15 protein-coding genes are annotated in these 18,506 nt (G+C 42.0%); 7 read left to right on the top strand and 8 right to left on the bottom strand.

Annotation, left to right across the window (positions count from 1 at the left end; genetic code table 11):
* Positions 1-224: 224 nt before the first annotated feature.
* The 4 genes from ACIPUA_RS02435 to fabY all read left to right on the top strand — a co-directional run bounded on the left by ACIPUA_RS02435 (position 225) and on the right by fabY (position 3,370).
* Entirely contained in the window at positions 225-1,151 is a 927-nt protein-coding gene (locus tag ACIPUA_RS02435) for a LysR family transcriptional regulator (RefSeq protein WP_449059238.1), read from the top strand.
* A 165-nt stretch (positions 1,152-1,316) separates the two neighbouring features.
* Positions 1,317-1,931 (top strand): glucose-1-phosphatase, encoded by a 615-nt coding sequence (gene yihX, locus ACIPUA_RS02430; RefSeq protein WP_042847693.1) that lies wholly within the window; start codon positions 1,317-1,319, stop codon positions 1,929-1,931.
* Between the two features lie 64 nt (positions 1,932-1,995).
* Positions 1,996-2,433 (top strand): D-aminoacyl-tRNA deacylase, encoded by a 438-nt coding sequence (gene dtd / locus ACIPUA_RS02425; protein WP_042847691.1) that lies wholly within the window; start codon positions 1,996-1,998, stop codon positions 2,431-2,433.
* A gap of 22 nt (positions 2,434-2,455) precedes the next feature.
* Entirely contained in the window at positions 2,456-3,370 is a 915-nt protein-coding gene (gene fabY / locus ACIPUA_RS02420; protein WP_042847688.1) for a fatty acid biosynthesis protein FabY, read from the top strand.
* Positions 3,371-3,446: 76 nt separating this feature from the next.
* Here the strand turns inward: fabY and ACIPUA_RS02415 are convergent, their stop codons facing one another.
* Positions 3,447-5,207: an AsmA family protein gene (locus ACIPUA_RS02415; RefSeq protein ID WP_181469001.1), complete on the bottom strand. Its 1,761-nt coding sequence runs from the start codon at positions 5,205-5,207 to the stop codon at positions 3,447-3,449.
* Positions 5,208-5,332: 125 nt separating this feature from the next.
* Positions 5,333-6,721 carry a uracil-xanthine permease family protein gene (locus ACIPUA_RS02410; protein WP_042847810.1) on the bottom strand — a complete coding sequence of 463 codons (1,389 nt, stop codon included), beginning with the start codon at positions 6,719-6,721 and terminating at the stop codon, positions 5,333-5,335.
* Positions 6,722-6,956: 235 nt separating this feature from the next.
* Between ACIPUA_RS02410 and gltS the strand changes: the two genes are divergently transcribed.
* Positions 6,957-8,171, top strand: a complete 1,215-nt coding sequence (gene gltS / locus ACIPUA_RS02405; protein WP_042847684.1) for a sodium/glutamate symporter — start codon at positions 6,957-6,959, stop codon at positions 8,169-8,171.
* A 107-nt stretch (positions 8,172-8,278) separates the two neighbouring features.
* On the opposite strand, the gene recG is transcribed toward gltS, so the two are convergent.
* The 5 genes from recG to gmk are packed head-to-tail and all read right to left on the bottom strand — an operon-like array spanning position 8,279 to position 14,187.
* Entirely contained in the window at positions 8,279-10,360 is a 2,082-nt protein-coding gene (recG, locus tag ACIPUA_RS02400; protein ID WP_042847683.1) for an ATP-dependent DNA helicase RecG, read from the bottom strand.
* Positions 10,361-10,375: 15 nt separating this feature from the next.
* Complete coding sequence (gene trmH, locus ACIPUA_RS02395) at positions 10,376-11,089, bottom strand: tRNA (guanosine(18)-2'-O)-methyltransferase TrmH (protein WP_042847682.1); 714 nt, start codon at positions 11,087-11,089, stop codon at positions 10,376-10,378.
* 5 nt (positions 11,090-11,094) lie between these two features.
* Complete coding sequence (spoT, locus tag ACIPUA_RS02390; protein WP_042847681.1) at positions 11,095-13,212, bottom strand: bifunctional GTP diphosphokinase/guanosine-3',5'-bis pyrophosphate 3'-pyrophosphohydrolase; 2,118 nt, start codon at positions 13,210-13,212, stop codon at positions 11,095-11,097.
* Positions 13,213-13,231: 19 nt separating this feature from the next.
* Positions 13,232-13,507, bottom strand: a complete 276-nt coding sequence (gene rpoZ, locus ACIPUA_RS02385; protein ID WP_004262665.1) for a DNA-directed RNA polymerase subunit omega — start codon at positions 13,505-13,507, stop codon at positions 13,232-13,234.
* Between the two features lie 56 nt (positions 13,508-13,563).
* Positions 13,564-14,187, bottom strand: a complete 624-nt coding sequence (gmk, locus tag ACIPUA_RS02380; protein ID WP_042847679.1) for a guanylate kinase — start codon at positions 14,185-14,187, stop codon at positions 13,564-13,566.
* A gap of 315 nt (positions 14,188-14,502) precedes the next feature.
* Here gmk and ligB point away from each other — a divergent pair, with 315 nt between their 5' ends.
* A complete protein-coding gene (ligB, locus tag ACIPUA_RS02375) occupies positions 14,503-16,212 on the top strand; it encodes an NAD-dependent DNA ligase LigB (RefSeq protein WP_181469003.1) in 1,710 nt (569 codons plus the stop codon).
* Between the two features lie 111 nt (positions 16,213-16,323).
* Here ligB and ACIPUA_RS02370 read toward each other — a convergent pair whose 3' ends face one another.
* Positions 16,324-16,938, bottom strand: coding sequence for a trimeric intracellular cation channel family protein (locus tag ACIPUA_RS02370; RefSeq protein ID WP_042847674.1), 615 nt, complete (start codon positions 16,936-16,938; stop codon positions 16,324-16,326).
* Positions 16,939-17,060: 122 nt separating this feature from the next.
* Between ACIPUA_RS02370 and ACIPUA_RS02365 the strand changes: the two genes are divergently transcribed.
* The gene (locus ACIPUA_RS02365) at positions 17,061-18,389 is read left to right on the top strand and encodes a DUF3748 domain-containing protein (protein ID WP_048605442.1); all 1,329 of its coding nucleotides are present in this window, start codon (positions 17,061-17,063) and stop codon (positions 18,387-18,389) included.
* Positions 18,390-18,506: the final 117 nt, after the last annotated feature.

Below are 18,506 nucleotides of genomic sequence, written 5' to 3'. Positions count from 1 at the left end.
TATGTTTGATTACGAATTATTAACATTTAGCGAGATAAAATTTTGTTTATTAATTAAAAATAAATTTATTTAGATGCTGATGTATTTTTTACCTTTAAAAATTATTTTAAAAGGCTAAATGTTAATTATTTGTTTCTTTGTTTTTAGACTTTACACAATCAAATCAGAGCAAAAAAGATACAATTATCTTTCGCTATATAACTAAAAGTTATCGGGGTAAACACATGGCTCCAGCAATAAAATTGAATCAGCTTAGGGCATTTGTAGAGGTAAGCCGTCATGGCAGCATTCGAGCCGCTAGCCGTTTTTTACAACTCTCCCAACCGGCACTAACGAAATCGATTCGTGAATTAGAAAGTACGTTAGGGGCAAAGTTATTTATTCGCAGCAACCAAGGGATTTACTTAACAGAATGCGGTGAGGGTTTTTTAAGGCGTGCGAGCTTAATTCTTGAAGAGTTAAGGGTTGGGCAAGAGGAAATCTCCCAACGGATTGGTTTGATTGGCGGGACTGTCAATATTGGTGTGGCAGGGAGTATCGCTCGTTCTTTGATGCCTAAAGTCGTCACACAATTTCACCGCGATTTCCCCAATATTAAATTGCGTATCATGGAAGGGCAGCTACTAACCATGTTAACTCAGCTAAGGCAAGGAGAGCTGGATTTTACGATTAATACATATTACCCAGGCAGTTTAGACGCAGAATTTAATTTTGAGCGGCTGATGCAAAAAGAGTACAAGGTGATTATGCGTAAAGACCATCCTTTACGGCATGCGAAATCTTTGAGTGAGTTGGTTGATTGTGATTGGACGATGCCAACTCCCAAGGGGACGTATTATAAGCAACTTGCTGACGTTTTTTCGTTGATGGAGCGTCCCATGGTCTTTAGCGTAACTTGCGAAACGTTAATTGGCTGCTTAAGTTTAGTTGCTCAAAGCGATTTTCTAACCATTGTTTCTGTGGATACGATCGATGAGCCGTTATTCGAACAAAGGTATATCGCTTTAGATATAAAAGAACAATTACCCTATGCCACCTTTGCTTTGGTTCAACGAAGAGATGCCACATTGACACCCGCAGGGGAACACCTAGCCCGATTATTTCGTATTTATTGCCGTAATAATGATGATGGGAATAAGGTAGGTAGATAATATTTTTGCATTTATCTATTAAAAGAATGGTTAAGTAAGGCGGTTTCCTGAGTCAGTGGTTCACCAATATTTTGACAAAATAACGTGAAATATCACCAATTAGGGCTGTTCAGTTGCATGAATAATGATTAAAGTAAATTTAGTGAATAACAATGAGGAAAATTTATGCTGTATATCTTCGATATGGGTAATGTGATTATTGATATCGACTTTAATCGTGTGTTTGATAAATGGGCTGAGCTTAGTGGTACACCAAGTGAAGAAATCAAATCGCGGTTTTCTTTTGGTAATATCTTTCAATTGCATGAATGTGGCAAAATTTCAGATATCGAGTTCGCAGAGCTTCTGTGTGAAGAAATGGGCATTACACTGAGCTTTGAAGATTTTGCTGAAGGCTGGCATGCTATTTTTATTTCGTTAAGAGCTGAAGTGATTGATATCATGGAGCGCTTGCGCGAACAAGGGCACCGTGTTGTCGTCTTATCAAATACGAATCGCCTACATTTAGACTATTGGCCAGAACACTACCCAGAAATTGCAGCTAGCTCTGATTTCCTTTACCTATCCCAAGATTTAGGCATGCGTAAGCCTGACCCGGAAATTTATGAATATGTTCTGCAATCTGAAGAATTTGATGCTGCAGATGCTATTTTCTTTGATGATGTTGAGGAAAATGTAAAAGCCGCGGAAGCACTTGGCATTCGCAGTATCCATGTTACCAGTAAAGACACCATTCCCGAATATTTCCGGACTTACGATTTTAGTGCCGAAGTTAAGTAACTTACTGGTTTTTATAATGGAGTAACTGTAAAACGTTGCTCCATCTTTTTGTTATAGAGTAAACATGATTGCATTAATTCAGAGAGTCACTCACGCGAGTGTCGTTGTTGATGAAACCGCCGTAGGGCAAATTGATTCAGGTCTACTGGTTTTGCTTGGTGTCGAAAAAGACGATGATGAGCAAAAGGCAAAGCGTTTATGTGAAAAGGTGCTGGGCTACCGTATTTTTAGTGACGAACAAGGGAAAATGAACTTAAACGTCCAACAAGCTGGCGGTAGTTTACTGGTTGTTTCGCAATTTACTTTAGCCGCAGATACCAAAAAGGGTATGAGACCCAGCTTTTCTGGTGGGGCAGAGCCAGAGCGTGCAGACCGCTTGTATCAATACTTTGTTGAGCAAAGCCGCCAACAAGGCATTAATACGCAAACAGGCCAGTTTGCTGCAGATATGCAAGTCAATTTAACTAATGATGGACCGGTCACCTTCTGGCTACAGGTGTGAATCAACTTTTTAAGGGGGAAAGATGTACCATCTACGTACGCCGAAAGATGAACTTGAGTTTGCAACTTACTACCATTTTCGTTGGGAAATGTTGAGAAAACCTTTTAATCAACCCCTAGGTTCAGAGAAAGATGGCTATGATGCCACTGCACATCATCAAATGGTTGTTGATGATAAAAACCGTATTCTTGCGATCGGCCGCTTATATATTAATGCAGATAACGAAGGTGCGATCCGTTTTTTAGCCGTCAACCCAGTAATGCAAGGTAAAGGGCTGGGGAAGCTGATTATCATGGCACTTGAGTCTGTTGCACGCCAAGAAGGGGTGAAGCGGATTGTATCCAGTGTGCGTGAAGAAGCGGTCCCTTTTTTCGATAAAATGGGGTTTGCAAATCGCGGGATAGTCGCAGGGCAGTTAAAAACACCAGTTCGTCATTATTTGATGATTAAACCGATTGAAACCTTAGATCAAATTTTACACCGTCCAGATTGGTGCGGTGAATTGCAACAAGCTTGGTATAAATACATACCATTGAGCGAGAAAATGGGAGTACGGATAGAGCAGTACACAGGGACTCGCTTTATAACAACCATGCCCGAAGCGGGCAATCAAAATCCCCATGAAACTATTTTCGCAGGCAGCCAATTTTCGTTAGCAACATTAACGGGTTGGGGGTTAATTTGGTTATTGATGCAGGAACACCAGTTAGGCGGTGAGATTGTGTTAGTGGATGCGAATATCCGCTACGGTAAGCCTGTCAGTGGTAGGCCAACCGCTACTGCTGATTTAGCAAATATGAGTGGTGACCTTGACCGATTAGCTCGTGGCAGCCGAGCCCGAGTGAAACTTAAGGTCGAGGTAAGTAATACTGATAACCAAGTGGGCGCTGTTTTTAGTGGGACTTATATGGTATTACCCATTGAAACAACAAAATAAAGTATATTTTTGATTATTAAATAACAGAGGCAGGTAATTTATATAATTAGCGTTACCTGCCTTAGTTTTGTGTTTATTACGGCGTACCTAGTACAGGGACCTCTTCTTGAAGTATTGCTCCTTCCATTGGCGGTTGTTCTGCTTCGGTTTCAACTGAAGAAGTCACTACCCCGTTAACAACGGTTCTGAACATACGTTTACCTTGTAACGGAACGGCCATTAGCTCCCCGTTTAGGCTTTTTGAGAGAGACGGTGCGAGTAAATCGCCTTGTAGAGTCGCATCAAAATCACCAATAACCTGTGCTGGGAAACCAGACCAGCCCCACTGATTTAAATCAGTTAAATCAATATTAGAACCGGATGCACGTAACAGAAATGGCACTTTATTTGGCGTTTGCTTAACCAGCAAACCGATTTTGCTGATACCTTTATCAGTACTGACTGTTAAACTTGCAGCGGCTGAAGATTTGCCACTTTGACGAACTTCTAAGAATGGACGTCGAACTGGAACTTGGTTAATTGTGCCGCTATCTGCATTAAACGTCGCTTTACCGCTCCAAACTCCCCATTGTTTTTGTTTGACCAAATCAACGTTTTCAATGTTGGCACTTAACGCTGTAAACTCGAAAGGGAACTCGGGTTGGATATTCATTAACAGAGACTGAGATAAGCTAAATTTCTTGATGGATAACCCAGATAACCATGCAGGAGCTGGCTCTGCCAAGAAGGATAGCCATGTTTCAGGTAATGTGTACAAAATACCCGCTAGCTTGCCTTCATTGATGGTCAGTACTTGGTCATTACGTTGCCAAGTGCCGTTTAGGTTGAATACCCCTTTATTGTAGTAGCCAGACAGCTTATCGATATTAAGGGCATCGCCATCAATATTTAATTCGCCAATCAGTGTGCTGAGTTGTTGGTTTTTCACAACCAGTTGCTCAACATTGAAACTGATTTTACTTTTAGGGCTAGACCAACTTCCCCGAACGAGGTCAAGGTGGTCGATTTCAGTACTCAGTCCTGAAAGAGCCCAATCTTTACCTTGAATATCAATATTGGCTAATTCAAGGTTTTTGATTTTTATGGTTCTATCACTTTTAATCGCAGTAAATAATGTATCGAAATCAATACTGTTTTCCCAGCCCACTTTATTCATGATGAGAGAACCGATTGTGATTGAACCATCAGCAAATAGTTTACCTTCCCCTGAGACATAGCCATTATTTAGGTAGGCACTTGCTTTGCTAATTTCAGTGGCTTGCGTTTGCCGTTTCCCTGTCACTGCGACATTTTTTAACGACAGTTTATTCATTTTTAATTGGTTGGCTGTAAAACGAAAATCACCATAACCAAAAGGGGAGTTAACTGTTGGTTGCCAAGGTGTTATTCCCCCAGTGAACCCATCAACCTGAATATCATCATCACCTTGTTTTAGCAGAATTTTACTGTTCTCGAATTGCAAGATATCCGCAGTGATAGGTAAGGGCATTTCCCCTTGTGTGATGGCAGCTGACAAGTCACCTTGTGTAATAACAAAACGCCGAATAGCATTTCCACTGAATAAATTACGCCAGTTGATATCGACGACAATTTGCCGTGCATCCAAGGCGAGGTTTTTGTCTTCTGAAGATAACTTAACATCTTGAAAGATAAATTCCCCAGGGTTGGAAAACTCATGCCCCATGACCCCGACATTAATATCATAACGGGTAAATTGACTTAAAAATTGGCTGGAATAGGAGGCTCCTAGACGCGTCTGTAAGCCAATATAGGCAAAAATAAATAGAAGTAATAGTAGCAAAAGTGCATAGGTAACAAATTTGATTAACCATTTCACGGCTTGCTACTCCTTCATCATGTGGGTGGATAACAAGATAGAGACTTGTTTAATATCGCGGCAGTTTAAGGATAGCATACAGAAGAACCGCCAGAATATTCAACTCTGACGGTTAAAATGAAAGCTTATTTTTCGAGGGGAAAGACTAAATTCAGAACAATTGCAGTTAAACCACCGGCAGCAATTCCAGAAGAAAATAAGGTTTTTAGCCAGTCGGGCGCAAATTGTAGGATCAGAGGTTGCTGTGAGACCCCCATTCCTACCGCAAGTGAAAGGGCGATTATCATGATTGCTCGACGATTTAATGGCTCTCTAGACACAATACGTACACCTGACGCGGCGATAGTGCCGAACATCACGATGGTCGCGCCACCCAGAACAGGTTCAGGGATTTGCTGTACAAAGCCTGCAACAGCAGGGAATAAACCTAGCAATACGAGCATTAAGGCGACGATATAACCGACGTAGCGGCTAGCGACCCCTGTTAACTGGATCACCCCGTTATTTTGCCCAAAGCAGGAGTTCGGAAAGGTATTAAATACAGCAGAAACCATTGAGTTTAAACCATTAGCGAGCACCCCACCTTTAATACGTTTCATATACAAAGGACCACGAACGGGTTGTTCTGATACATCCGAAGTCGCAGTGATATCACCAATCGTTTCTAAAGAGGTCACCATAAAAATAAGAATAAGTGGGACGAGTAGGTTCCAATCAAATGATAACCCATAATAAAACGGTTCTGGTACGGTAATTATCGCTTGGTTAGCTTCTGCTGGTTGCGCAGTTGGCAACATGTCCATCCACCAAGCAACAATATAGCCGACAGCCATGGCAATGACGAGTGAAGCAACACGTAAGTACGGGTTTTTCTGGCGATTTAATAAAATAATAACGGCGAGTACCACTCCCGCTAAAATTAAATAATCGGGGGAACCGAAGGTATTGTCGCTAATTGCACCGTAGCCACCACCGATGGATGTTAGGCCAACTTGAATTAACGATAACCCGATGATCATGACCACAACACCAGACACTAACGGTGTGATGACGCGGCGAGCTAAATGTAAGAAGCGGGAAAGAATCACTTCAGTTAGTGCGGCAACGAGTAAAGTACCAAATAGTGCTGCCATCATTGAGGGAATATCTGCCCCACCTTGCTTTAGTGCGACTCCGCCCATGATTAAAGGTGCAACAAAGTTAAAACTGGTGCCTTGAATAGAAAGTAAACCTGAACCAATTGGGCCCCATGCTCTAATTTGAATTAAAGAAGCAATCCCTGAAGCGAATAAGGACATACTAATAATACGTTGGGTGTCGTGAGCTGGTAGCCCAAGCGCTTGGCAAATTAACATTGCTGGCGTGATAACAGCTACAAACATAGCGAGAAGGTGTTGCCCCGCGGCAAACAGAGCCTGTGGTAGCGGTGGTTTGTCTTCTAATTTATAGATAAGCTCACTTTGTGTTTGTATGGTTGCTTCTGTAGTTTGTTTTTCAGACGTTGCAGTATTCATTGCCTTCATTTCCCCCACCAAAAAACGCATTGTAATGCGGCGAAATTAAAAAGCAATCGTTTGCGCAGAAAAAGTTTTATACGATAGTTAAATAACGCTGTCACATTTTTATATCTTTTAACTTGTATTTATAACAGTTTTTTTTTCTAATCCTATAACCTGCTTTTGGCGTTTTAAGGAAGATATTAACGTCTTATTGGTTTTTAATAATTTTAACAACAGACGAGGTACGTAAATGTATCATCTCGATGTCTACGGTACGCTAGTAGCTGCTACCTTAGTATTATTGCTTGGGCGTAAACTGGTAAAATCAGTTCCCTTTCTTGAAAAATACACTATCCCAGAGCCCGTTGCGGGCGGGTTGTTAGTCGCTTTTAGTCTTTTATTGCTGAAGCAATTATTTGACTGGAGCCTTTCTTTTGACTTATCACTGCAAGAACCAATGATGCTGGCATTTTTTGCCACAATCGGCCTAAATGCTAACTTAGCGAGTTTGAAGGCAGGTGGTAAGGCATTGTTTATTTTCATTTTTGTTGTTGTAGGGTTACTGCTTGTTCAAAACACGGTGGGTATTGCTCTTGCTGAGTTACTTGGCCTAGACCCATTAATGGGGCTGTTAGCGGGTTCTGTAACTTTATCCGGTGGTCATGGTACTGGTGCGGCATGGGGTAAAATTTTTACCGAGAGTTACGGTTTCCAGAGTGCAACAGAAGTTGCTATGGCTTGTGCAACGTTTGGTTTGGTTCTGGGTGGGTTAATCGGTGGGCCTGTTGCTCGCTTCTTAACTCGAAATATCCCAACGCCGGGAAATACTGACGATGATAAAGACGTTCCTAGCGCATTTGAAAAACCGCAATCAGGGCGAATGATCACTTCAATGGTTTTAATTGAAACTATTGCATTAATTGCTATCTGTTTGCTGGTGGGAAGCTATATTGCAGGTTTATTAGCGGACACAGTGTTCGCGTTACCGAAATTTGTGTGTGTGCTGTTTGTCGGTGTGATTTTAAGTAATAGCTTATCATTGCTGGGTTTTTACCGTGTATTTGATCGCGCGGTTTCCGTCATGGGGAACGTCAGCCTTTCATTATTCCTAGCAATGGCATTAATGAGCTTAAAATTATGGGAATTAGCATCATTGGCAATTCCGATGATAGTTATTTTGGCTGTTCAAGCTTGTGTTATGGCAGGGTATGCGATTTTTGTCACCTTCCGAGTGATGGGCAAAAATTATGATGCTGCTATTTTAGCTGCGGGTCATTGTGGCTTCGGTCTTGGTGCAACACCGACTGCAATTGCAAATATGCAGGCGGTAACAGATAGGCTAGGCCCATCTCACCTAGCATTCTTAGTAGTGCCAATGGTTGGAGCATTCTTTATTGATATCGTTAATGCAATCGTGATTAAACTGTATCTATTGCTACCGATATTTCCAACGATTGCTGGATAACATAGATTAAATAATAATAAGTAAAGCAGGTATTGCCGTGAAATTTTTCACGGCAATTTTCGTTTTAAGATATGAATAAACAATAATGATAGGTTGCTATGTAATAATTAAGCGTGGCTATATTGTTCCCGCTCTGGTAACCAGCGATCAATAATTTGCTGCGCGTTTTCAGGGTAGTGTTGCTGAATATGACGAGCAATGCGTTGCACTTCTGGCAACATATATTGGTCGCGTAATAAATCAGCGACTTTAAAATCGGCATTACCCGTTTGCTTCGCCCCTAATAGCTCCCCAGGCCCGCGAATTTCAAGGTCTTTTTGGGCGATCACAAAACCATCATTGCTGTCTCGTAAGACTTGCAACCTTTGCTTTGCGGTGTGAGTTAACGGTGTTTTATAGAGTAATACACAGTGGGAGGCGATAGCCCCTCGCCCTACACGCCCTCTTAATTGATGCAGTTGTGCGAGGCCTAAACGTTCAGGGTTGTCGATTATCATTAAACTGGCATTAGGCACGTCTACACCGACCTCAATAACCGTGGTCGCAACAAGTAGCTGAATTTCATTATTTTTAAAAGCAGCCATGATGCTTTGTTTTTCTGCGGGTTTCATACGACCGTGTACCAAACCCACTTTCAATTCAGGCAATGCTAGGGCTAATTCTTCACTTGTTACCTGAGCGGCCTGAGCTTCTAATAATTCCGAATCTTCAATTAAAGTGCATACCCAATAGGCTTGGCGGCCTTCTTCGATACAAGCTTGGCGAACTCGTTCGATAATATCATTACGCCGTGTATCCGGTATTGCAACCGTAGTTACAGGTGTTCGACCCGGTGGAAGTTCATCAATAATTGATGTATCTAAGTCTGCATAGGCGGTCATTGCTAGCGTGCGTGGAATGGGCGTTGCGGTCATAATTAATTGATGGGGGTGGAAGCCTTGTTTTTCGCCTTTTTCACGCAGAGCGAGCCGCTGATGAACCCCAAAGCGGTGTTGTTCATCAATAATTACCAGCCCTAAAGCTTTAAAGCTGACTTGTTCTTGGAAAATAGCATGCGTCCCAACAACCATTGCCACTTCACCATTGGCTATCGCTTCTTGTTGCTGTTGGCGTGCTTTACCTTTTTGCTTCCCAGCGAGCCAGCCAACTTTGATACCTAAAGGTTCGAACCATTGCTTAAATGTATTAGCATGTTGCTCCGCTAAAATTTCGGTAGGTGCCATTAAGGCAACTTGTTTGCCATTCTCGATAGCACAGAGAGCCGCTAAGGCCGCGACAAGGGTTTTCCCTGACCCGACATCACCTTGAATTAAGCGCATCATAGGCGCGTTTTTAGCAAGGTCTGCTTCGATTTCACTGACAACTCGATTTTGAGCCTTGGTGGGTGAAAAAGGAAGTTGGGCTAAGAGTTGTGTTTTTAGCTTACCATTATTGATTAATGGCTCTGCATATAGACGCTCATTACCTGCACGGATCGCTAACATACTTAGGTGGTGAGCGAGTAGCTCTTCAAGCACTAAACGTTTTTGGGCTGGGTGATGACCTTTTTCCAGTTCACTCAACGCGACGTTTGGTGGAGGGGTGTGCAACAGGCGTATTGCATCTGGTAAGCTAATCATCCCCCGGCTAAGTTCTTCAGGAAGTAGTTCTTTAATTTTCCCATTACTAAGCAGAGCAAGAGCTTGATCGATGACTTTGCGTAATGTGGCTTGGCGTACCCCTTCTGTTGTGGGGTAAACCGGTGTTAAATTTTCTTGTAAAGTAACATTATCGGCATCTTGAGAAACTTTATATTCAGGGTGAATAATTTCTGGGCCTGTATTTCCTCGACGTACTTCACCATAAGCTGTAACCCGACGCCCTTCGGCTAAGTTGTTTTTCATCGCCGCAGAAAAATTGAAGAAACGTAAGGTGAGGTTGCCGGTTCCATCTGTAATCAGGCAAGTCATCATCCTTCGTCGTCCAAAGACAACTTTTGTTTGTAACACCTCGCCAGTAATAGTTGCTGTAGTTCCAGGTAAAAGATCTTTGATTTGGTAAAGGCGGGTATGGTCTTCGTAGCGAAGAGGAAAATGGAGGAGCAGGTCTTGAACGGTGTTCAAACCGATTTTACGCATCTTTTCTGACTGGCTTGCACCAATTCCATGCAATGAGGTCAGAGAAATGGTATCAAGTAGCCCATTATTCATATTATGTCCTTTTCCTTAACCAAATTGCCGTCTTTTCATTTTTTCAGTTAACTGCATTTGTACCCACCATTCGTCATCAGCTTCAATCTGCCCCTGATCATTAATAAATGGACGAGGAAGGCCTTTACGTTTAGCAACCTCTGCCAGTACAGGGTAGCCACCTTCAAATAGCCATTCTTGTTGTTCATGTGGCGATAGTAGGCTGTATTCGCGTTCATACATGCCCGCTTGCTGCCGTTGCCTTTGTGCTTCATATAGGATTAATGCACAAGCAACTGAAACGTTTAGAGATTGCACCATGCCTGCCATTGGAATGATGATATGGCTATCCGCTAATGTGAGAGCTTGTTGTGAAATTCCTTTTTTCTCTTGCCCCATCATAATACAAGTTGGACGGGTATAATCAATCTCGCGAAAATCAACCGCATGCTCAGATAAGTTGGTTGCTAGAACTTGCATATTTTGTGATTTTATTTGGGTAATCGCATCTTCAGTTGATTGATGCGAAATGATTTTTACCCAACTATTGCTTCCCGCGGCTGAGGAGACAGAGAGCCTCATCTGTTGGTCGGGCCAAATAGCATGAATTTGATGGACCCCTACGGCGTCAGCGCTACGTACAATAGCGGAAACATTGTGAGGTTTGTGAATTTCTTCAAGACAGAGAGTTAGGTCGGGTTGCCGCATCGCCATCATTTGGCAAATGCGGCGATAGCGGCGTTCATTCATAGTAGTTAATTACGGTTTCGGCTAACACGTAGGACATCTGGCATGATACGAATTTTACGCATGACATTCGCCAATTGAACACGGTTTTTAGTTGTTAGGCGGATAAAGGCACAATACACGCGACCATCTTTTTCTTCAGTATTCATACTTTGAATACTAGAGTTTGCATCATTGATTGCGGCAGTTAAGTTTGCAAGAGCACCTTGGTGGTTGATCATATCCACTTTAATTTCAGCGATGAAATCGGTATTAGTGTCGTTATCCCAGTCGACCGGCATAAATTTATCGGGTTCTTTTTGATAACCGCGTATATTGCGACAAGATTCATGGTGGATAACCAAACCTTTACCGGGACTGATATGTGCGACAATTGGGTCGCCGGGAATAGGGCGGCAACATTTGGCGAAAGTAATTAAAACGCCATCAGCCCCTTTGATTGATAATTTGTTGCGACTTTCTACGACAGGTTGTTCTTCCGGTGTCGTTTGAGCGTTATTTTGTAAATTACGGGCAACGACTACGCTCATTGCATTCCCCAACCCGATTTCTGCCAGTAGGTCATCAATTGAGTTTAGTTTCATGCGTGCCAGTTCAGCATCGATGTTCCCTTGGGGGATATCCGCTAATTTATTTCCGGCTCCTAAAGCGTGATTCAGTAAACGGCGACCTAAGTTGATAGAATCTTCACGTTTTAAATTCTTTAATAATTGGCGTATTTTGGCGCGAGCCTTCGAACTCACGACAAAATTAAGCCAAGCTGCATTTGGCCGCGCACCAGGAGCAGTAATGATTTCGACAGTTTGACCACTAGTGAGTGACTGTGATAGCGGATAAGGCTGGCGGTCAACACGGGCGCCTACGCAGGCATGGCCAATATCAGTATGCACGGCATACGCAAAGTCAACAGGCGTTGCTCCGGTCGGTAATTCAACAATTCGCCCTTCCGGTGTAAAAACGTAAATTTCATCAGGGAATAAGTCTGATTTAACGCTTTCAATAAACTCAAATGAACTGCCCGCACTTTGTTGTAATTCAAGCAAACTTTGCATCCAGCGCTGTGCTCTAACTTGCGCTGTAGTGCCTTGTTCACCTTGTTCTTTATAAGCCCAGTGTGCAGCAACCCCCATTTCAGCCATTTGGTCCATATCTTCAGTACGAATTTGTACTTCAACAGGTACCCCGTGAGGCCCAATTAGAGAGGTATGTAGCGATTGATAGCCGTTAGCTTTAGGAATAGCAATATAGTCCTTTATACGCCCCGGACGTGGCTTATATAGACTATGCATTTGGCCTAACACGCGGTAGCAAGTATCCACATCTTTGACAATAACCCTGAAAGCATAGATATCCATGATGGAATGGAAACGCTGCTCTTTTTGGTGCATTTTACGATAGATGGAATAAAGGTGCTTTTCCCGCCCACTGACTCGGCAAGGTACACCAGCTTCGGTTAGGCGGCCGTCAATTTCAGAGAGGATTTTTTGGATCATCTCTTTACGGTTACCTCTAGCCGCTTTTACAACTTCTTTGATTACGCGGTAACGGTTAGGATATAACGCTTCAAAACCGAGTTCTTCGAGCTCTGTTTTTATATGATGTATACCCAATCTATGAGCTAAAGGGCTATAGATTTCAAGGGTTTCACGAGCAATGCGACGGCGTTTATCAGGCCTTAAAGACCCTAAGGTGCGCATATTGTGAGTGCGGTCTGCCAGTTTGATCAAAATGACCCGGATGTCTTTTACCATCGCCATGATCATTTTGCGGAAGTTTTCTGCTTGAGCTTCTTTTTTGTCGCGAAAGTTAAGCTTGTCTAGTTTGGATACCCCTTCGACCAAACCGGCCACCGTGGTACCAAACAGCTCTTCTATATCTTGGAATGTCGCTGGAGTATCTTCAATCACATCATGAAGTAGCGCTGCCATAAGTGTTTCATGATCCAGCCGCATTTCAGCAAGAATACAAGCAACAGCAACTGGGTGAGTTATATAAGGCTCACCACTCGAGCGGGTCTGTCCTTCATGGGCATCCCGCGCGACAACATAGGCTTTTCTTAGTAATTCAACTTGTTCTTTAGGGAGATACTTTTGAATGACTAAATTAAGGCTTTCAAACAGATACAAGGCAGACCCACCTTAGTGATTAGCGACGACCTTCAGCGATTGCAGAAACTGCCTGCATTTCAGCCGCCTCTTGCTCTTGCTGCTCTTGGCGCTCACGCACATCTAAAATGTGACCGTTGATTAAGCCTTCTTCTACTTCACGTAACGCGATAACAGTATATTTATCGTTTTCTTCAGGAACTAAAGGGTCTTTTCCGCCCGTTTGTAACTGACGAGCTCTACGTGCTGCGACCAATACGAGGTCAAAACGGTTACCAATTTTCTCTACTGCGTCTTGAACAGTTACGCGTGCCATAAGTGTGCTACTCCAAAGAAATAAAAAAATGACCTGATATGATACTGAAACTATTCTCAGTCTGCTAGTAATTTGCTGATTAAAGCACCATGTCTTTGAACTTGGCGCTCTAATTTCAAACGTTCAGTTCGGATGATAGATTGTAAATCACTTAATGCCGTGTTGAAATCATCATTAACGATAAGGTAATCATACTCGTTGAAATGTTCAATTTCACCTACTGCTTGCGACATCCGTTTTTCAATCACTTCATCGCTGTCTTGCCCACGGCCTCGTAACCTGCGATATAACTCATCTTTTGATGGAGGGAGAATAAAAATACTACGCGCTTCAGGCATTTTTGCCCTAATTTGTTGCGCTCCCTGCCAATCAATATCTAAAAAAACATCGACACCGCTATTTAGGACATCTTCGATGATAGGTTTAGACGTTCCATAATAATTACCAAAAACACAAGCATGTTCTAAGAACTCACCTTTTTCGACCATACCTAAAAAATCAGCTTCAGATACAAAGAAATAGTGTTCGCCATGAACTTCCCCAGGACGTGCTGCTCGTGTTGTATGAGAAACAGAAACTTGAGTGTCATACAATGGTTGTGTTTTTAATAAAGCCTGAATGAGACTTGATTTACCCGCACCGCTAGGCGCAGAAACAATATATAACGTGCCTTGTATCATGATGATTTCTTGAATAGTCGAGGATTAAACATAAAAGATGGTGATAAACCCGACATAGTATACACATACTTGCGCTAACATGCAGCGATAACAATAAACCATGAATTTTAGATAAAAATATTTAATTTGCGATCAAGTTGTGAGCCGGTTCCAGAAATTAGTCTTTTACTTATGAAAATCACATTTTTTTTGCGAAGACTTTTGTAAATAACGGCATTTTGATATGAGTGCTACAAAAAATAGCTTCATGCTTAAGGGGGTAGAAAAGAGCTAAATGAAGGCACCGTCATCGGTGGATAACGACAAGGAATGTTTATGTTCTCTATTATCTGTAGGTATATATTGGTTTTAGTTTATAGGCTAAGCAAATTAATTGTTGGGTTAGTGGTTGGTGTAAATGTGGTGCAGGCGGCGAGTAATCATTCAGTTGACCAACTGTGCGAAGCAAAAAACCTCACCTTAATAGCTCAAGAGAGTAATAGGTTAGGGGGACAATTACAGAAGTGGGATCAGGCTTATCAGTTATCAGGTAGTAGCCCAATTAGTGATGAAGCCTATGACCAATTACTCAACCTATGGCGCTCTATGCAGCGGTGTCGCCAGCTTTCAGAAAAACTTCCCCCTGTCCCTCTTCCTGAAAAAGTGTTATTGGCTAAACACCCAATCCCCCATACAGGGTTAAAAAAACTTAATGAACGAGAAGTCTATAACTGGATAAATACACGCAAGGATATTTGGCTTCAACCAAAAATCGATGGTGTAGCAGTCAGCTTGGTTTATGAAAATGGGCAACTTATTTCAATGATAAGTAGAGGTAATAACCTTGAAGGCATAGAGTGGCGAGCAAAAGCGGATTTTATCCCTACAGTACCTAAAAAAATTAAACATCAGGGGACATTAATCCTCCAGGGTGAGCTTTTTTGGCAAATGCATGAACATATTCAAGCAGAATATGGGGGAGTGAATGCGAGAAATAAAGTCGCTGGGTGGTTAATGCGAAAAAATTTACCAACATCCAATGAAAATAATATTGGCATTTTCATTTGGGCGTGGCCATCGGGAAATACTGACCCCAAAACACAGCTGTCATTACTTTCTAAAATCGGCTTCCCACTTGCAGAGCAATATAGCCATAAGATTGAAAGTAAAGCTGACGTTAAGCAATTACGTGAATATTACTATCAAAGTAAATTACCTTTCGTAACCGACGGCATAGTATTAAAAAGTTTCCCTGCCCCAAGCGCACAAGCTTGGCAGGCTAAGCAAAATAGTTGGGCGATAGCGTGGAAATACCCGTTTCGTAGCACGTTGTCAGGTATCGTCGAATTACAGTTCAAAGTAGGTCGAACAGGGCGGGTCAGTGTTGTCGCAGTCATTAGCCCAGTGACGATTGATTCAAAAAAAATTTCTAGGGTAAGTCTAGGGTCGCTGTCTTCATGGAAAAAACGTGATTTGTTAGTCGGAGATAAAGTCCTTGTCTCCCTTTCAGGGTTGGGGACACCGAAAATTGAAGAAGTTGTTTGGCGGCGAGAAGAACGACTTTATCCTGATACCACCAATTTTATACAATTCCACTCATTAACTTGTTTTACTTATACGAGGTCTTGCCTGCAACAGTTTGTTGCGAGGCTCGTTTGGTTAGGTAAGCAATTAAATATGAAAGGGATCAGTGAAGCCACATGGCAGCAGTGGGTAACTCATAATAACCTCACTCAGCTAACAACATGGCTATCAGAGTCATGGCAAAATAGTTTACCTAAAAATAAAAGAAATCAGTTATTAATTGAGCAATTAAGATTGGCCAGTGTCCAACCACTTTCTGCATGGTTAAGGGGGCTAGCGATCCCTTTACCAAAAGAATATATAGGGCGAATTACTGATTTGAAAATGTTGGATAACCAATCTGTGATTAACAAAATGAAATTAACCGCCAATCAAAAGAAAAAACTTAGCAAATGGTTAGCAGAGCCTGAAGTCAAATTGATTCTACAAGTGTTGGCGGGTAGACAAGTAAACTCCCCTTAATTTAGTGTTGTTAATGGGGAGTAAGTAATCGCTTAAAAGTTGTTATTCAACATATGGCAGAGCCCCGTCGTTCAGTTCACTTTGGGGCGAGAAGTTTGGTTATAGAGGTATTTAATCTTGGCTTTCATAATTAAAAATGGGCAGCCCAAGGCGATAGCGAATTGCTATTAACCTAGCACTTAAGCCAACAACAAGGGTAATGATAACGACAATATCTTTGGGGAGTGGGGTATGCACCAAACCGATGTAAATCCAAGCAGCGGCAAAAGAGACACCCGCATAGACTTCTTTTTGGAACACTAAAGGTATGGTATTACACAACATGTCTCTTAAAACGCCACCAAAAACACCAGTAATCACTGCGGCGATTGCTGCAATGATTGGGCTGTAATTCATATCTAACGCAATTTGAGCGCCAAGTATAGAAAAAACAATAAGCCCGATAGCATCCAAAATTAAAAATAACCGTCTTAAGTGTTTCATCATCGGAGCTATCCAAATTGTTACAATAGCGGCTCCAGCAACAGTCAGAATATACTCTGGGTGTTCGACCCAACCAAGAGGGTAGTGACCAAGTAAAATATCACGGACGGAGCCACCGCCAATCGCAGTGGCAGATGCAATAATGATGACGCCAAAGACGTCCATTTTTCTCCGACCAGCAGCAAGCGCCCCAGTCATGGCTTCGGCGGTGATACCAATGATATAAAGTACACTTAATAACATGATGGTTTTATTCGATGCTAAGGTTATTACTAAAGGGTATTATTACTTTAATAACTTCTCGACTGAGATTTTCTAGTACTCAATAGGGTAGATTAGTTAAAGTAATCCGATAGTGATAGTTAATGATGCCAAAGGATAACAGATTGAATAGCAAATTACCTTATAAAGAAACACGTTTAACCTATGATAATAGATGTCATCAGCTGACTAATATTAATGTATGGACGCCTGATAGCGAATGGTTAGCTTATGATGTCCGTCCAAGCGGGAGTTCTTTTACTGGTTTATCGATAGAAAAAATTCATGTAAATACGTTACAACTGGTTGAGATTTATCGTGCGAGTCACGGGGCTCATGTCGGTGTTGTTACTGTCAGCCCAAATTCACCGGCCAAATATGCCTTTATACACGGCCCTGAATATCCAGATGAGCATTGGCAGTATGACTTTCATCATCGTCGAGGAGTATACGTTCATGATGAACAGCTAAATGTTGCCTATCCTATTGATGCCATGTGTATTACACCTCCTTATTTAGTGGGGGCGTTAAGGGGAGGCACTCATGTACATGTTTTTAGCCCTGATGGAAAATGGCTGAGTTTTACCTATAACGACCATGTAATGCATGAATTAGATGCAAAATTAGACCAACGGAATGTAGCTGTAGCCGTTCCAGCTGGGCCTGTTGAGGTCGCTGTGAAACAGCATTGTAGGGAATATAATGGGGATTATTTCTGTTGCGTAGTAACGCAAACCACATTAGAGCCTGCGCCAAATAGCGATCAAATTAGCCGAGCATATGAAGAGGGGTGGGTCGGGGTTAGAGGGTATCAAAAAAGCAATGGGGAGTGGCAAGAAAGGGCATTAGCATTTATTGGTGATACCCATTCTATAAATGGGGACATTGTGCCAGAGGTTTATCTTGTTGATCTCCCAGCAAAGCCTGAAAAATACACAATAGCAGGGGAGTTCCCCATTCAAGGCACGGAGTCACGGATGCCCTTTCCACCAAAAGGGGTGTCTCAAAGGCGTTTAACCTTTACACATCACAGAAAGTTCCCAGGGCTAGCAAAGCAGCCAAGGCATTGGCTTAGAGCCTCACCGAATGGTCAATCAATCGCCTGTTTGATGGCAGACGACCACGGTAATGCTCAGTTATATTTAGTAGATACACTTACAGGGGGGATATTACAAATTACTCATAGCTTATCTCCAATTCAATCAGCATTTAATTGGGATAGCACTGGTGAGTATATCGCTTTTATCTGGGATAACAGTGTAGTTCGTTGTCATGTTGCATCTGGGGCTATAGAAAGATTAACAGAGAGAACCCAGCAACCTCCAGTAGCAGATGCTGTTGTTTTTTCTCCTAACAATAAACTGATTGCTTTTATGCGTGACCTAGATGGTTTCAGGCAAATTTATATCGTAGAAACAGGGTTATCTTGTTAAATTTTAATAAGGTATTCACTATTATTATGAATAAAAATGTTCTAGTTAACTTTTTTATTCATAATTTGCTTTATTTTATTCTGTTGTTATTTCTCGTCAAAGTAGGAAGATAACATT

The sequence above is a fragment of the Providencia sp. AGC89 genome, from assembly GCF_053543535.1.
This window is presented reverse-complemented; position numbering and strand designations above follow the sequence as displayed.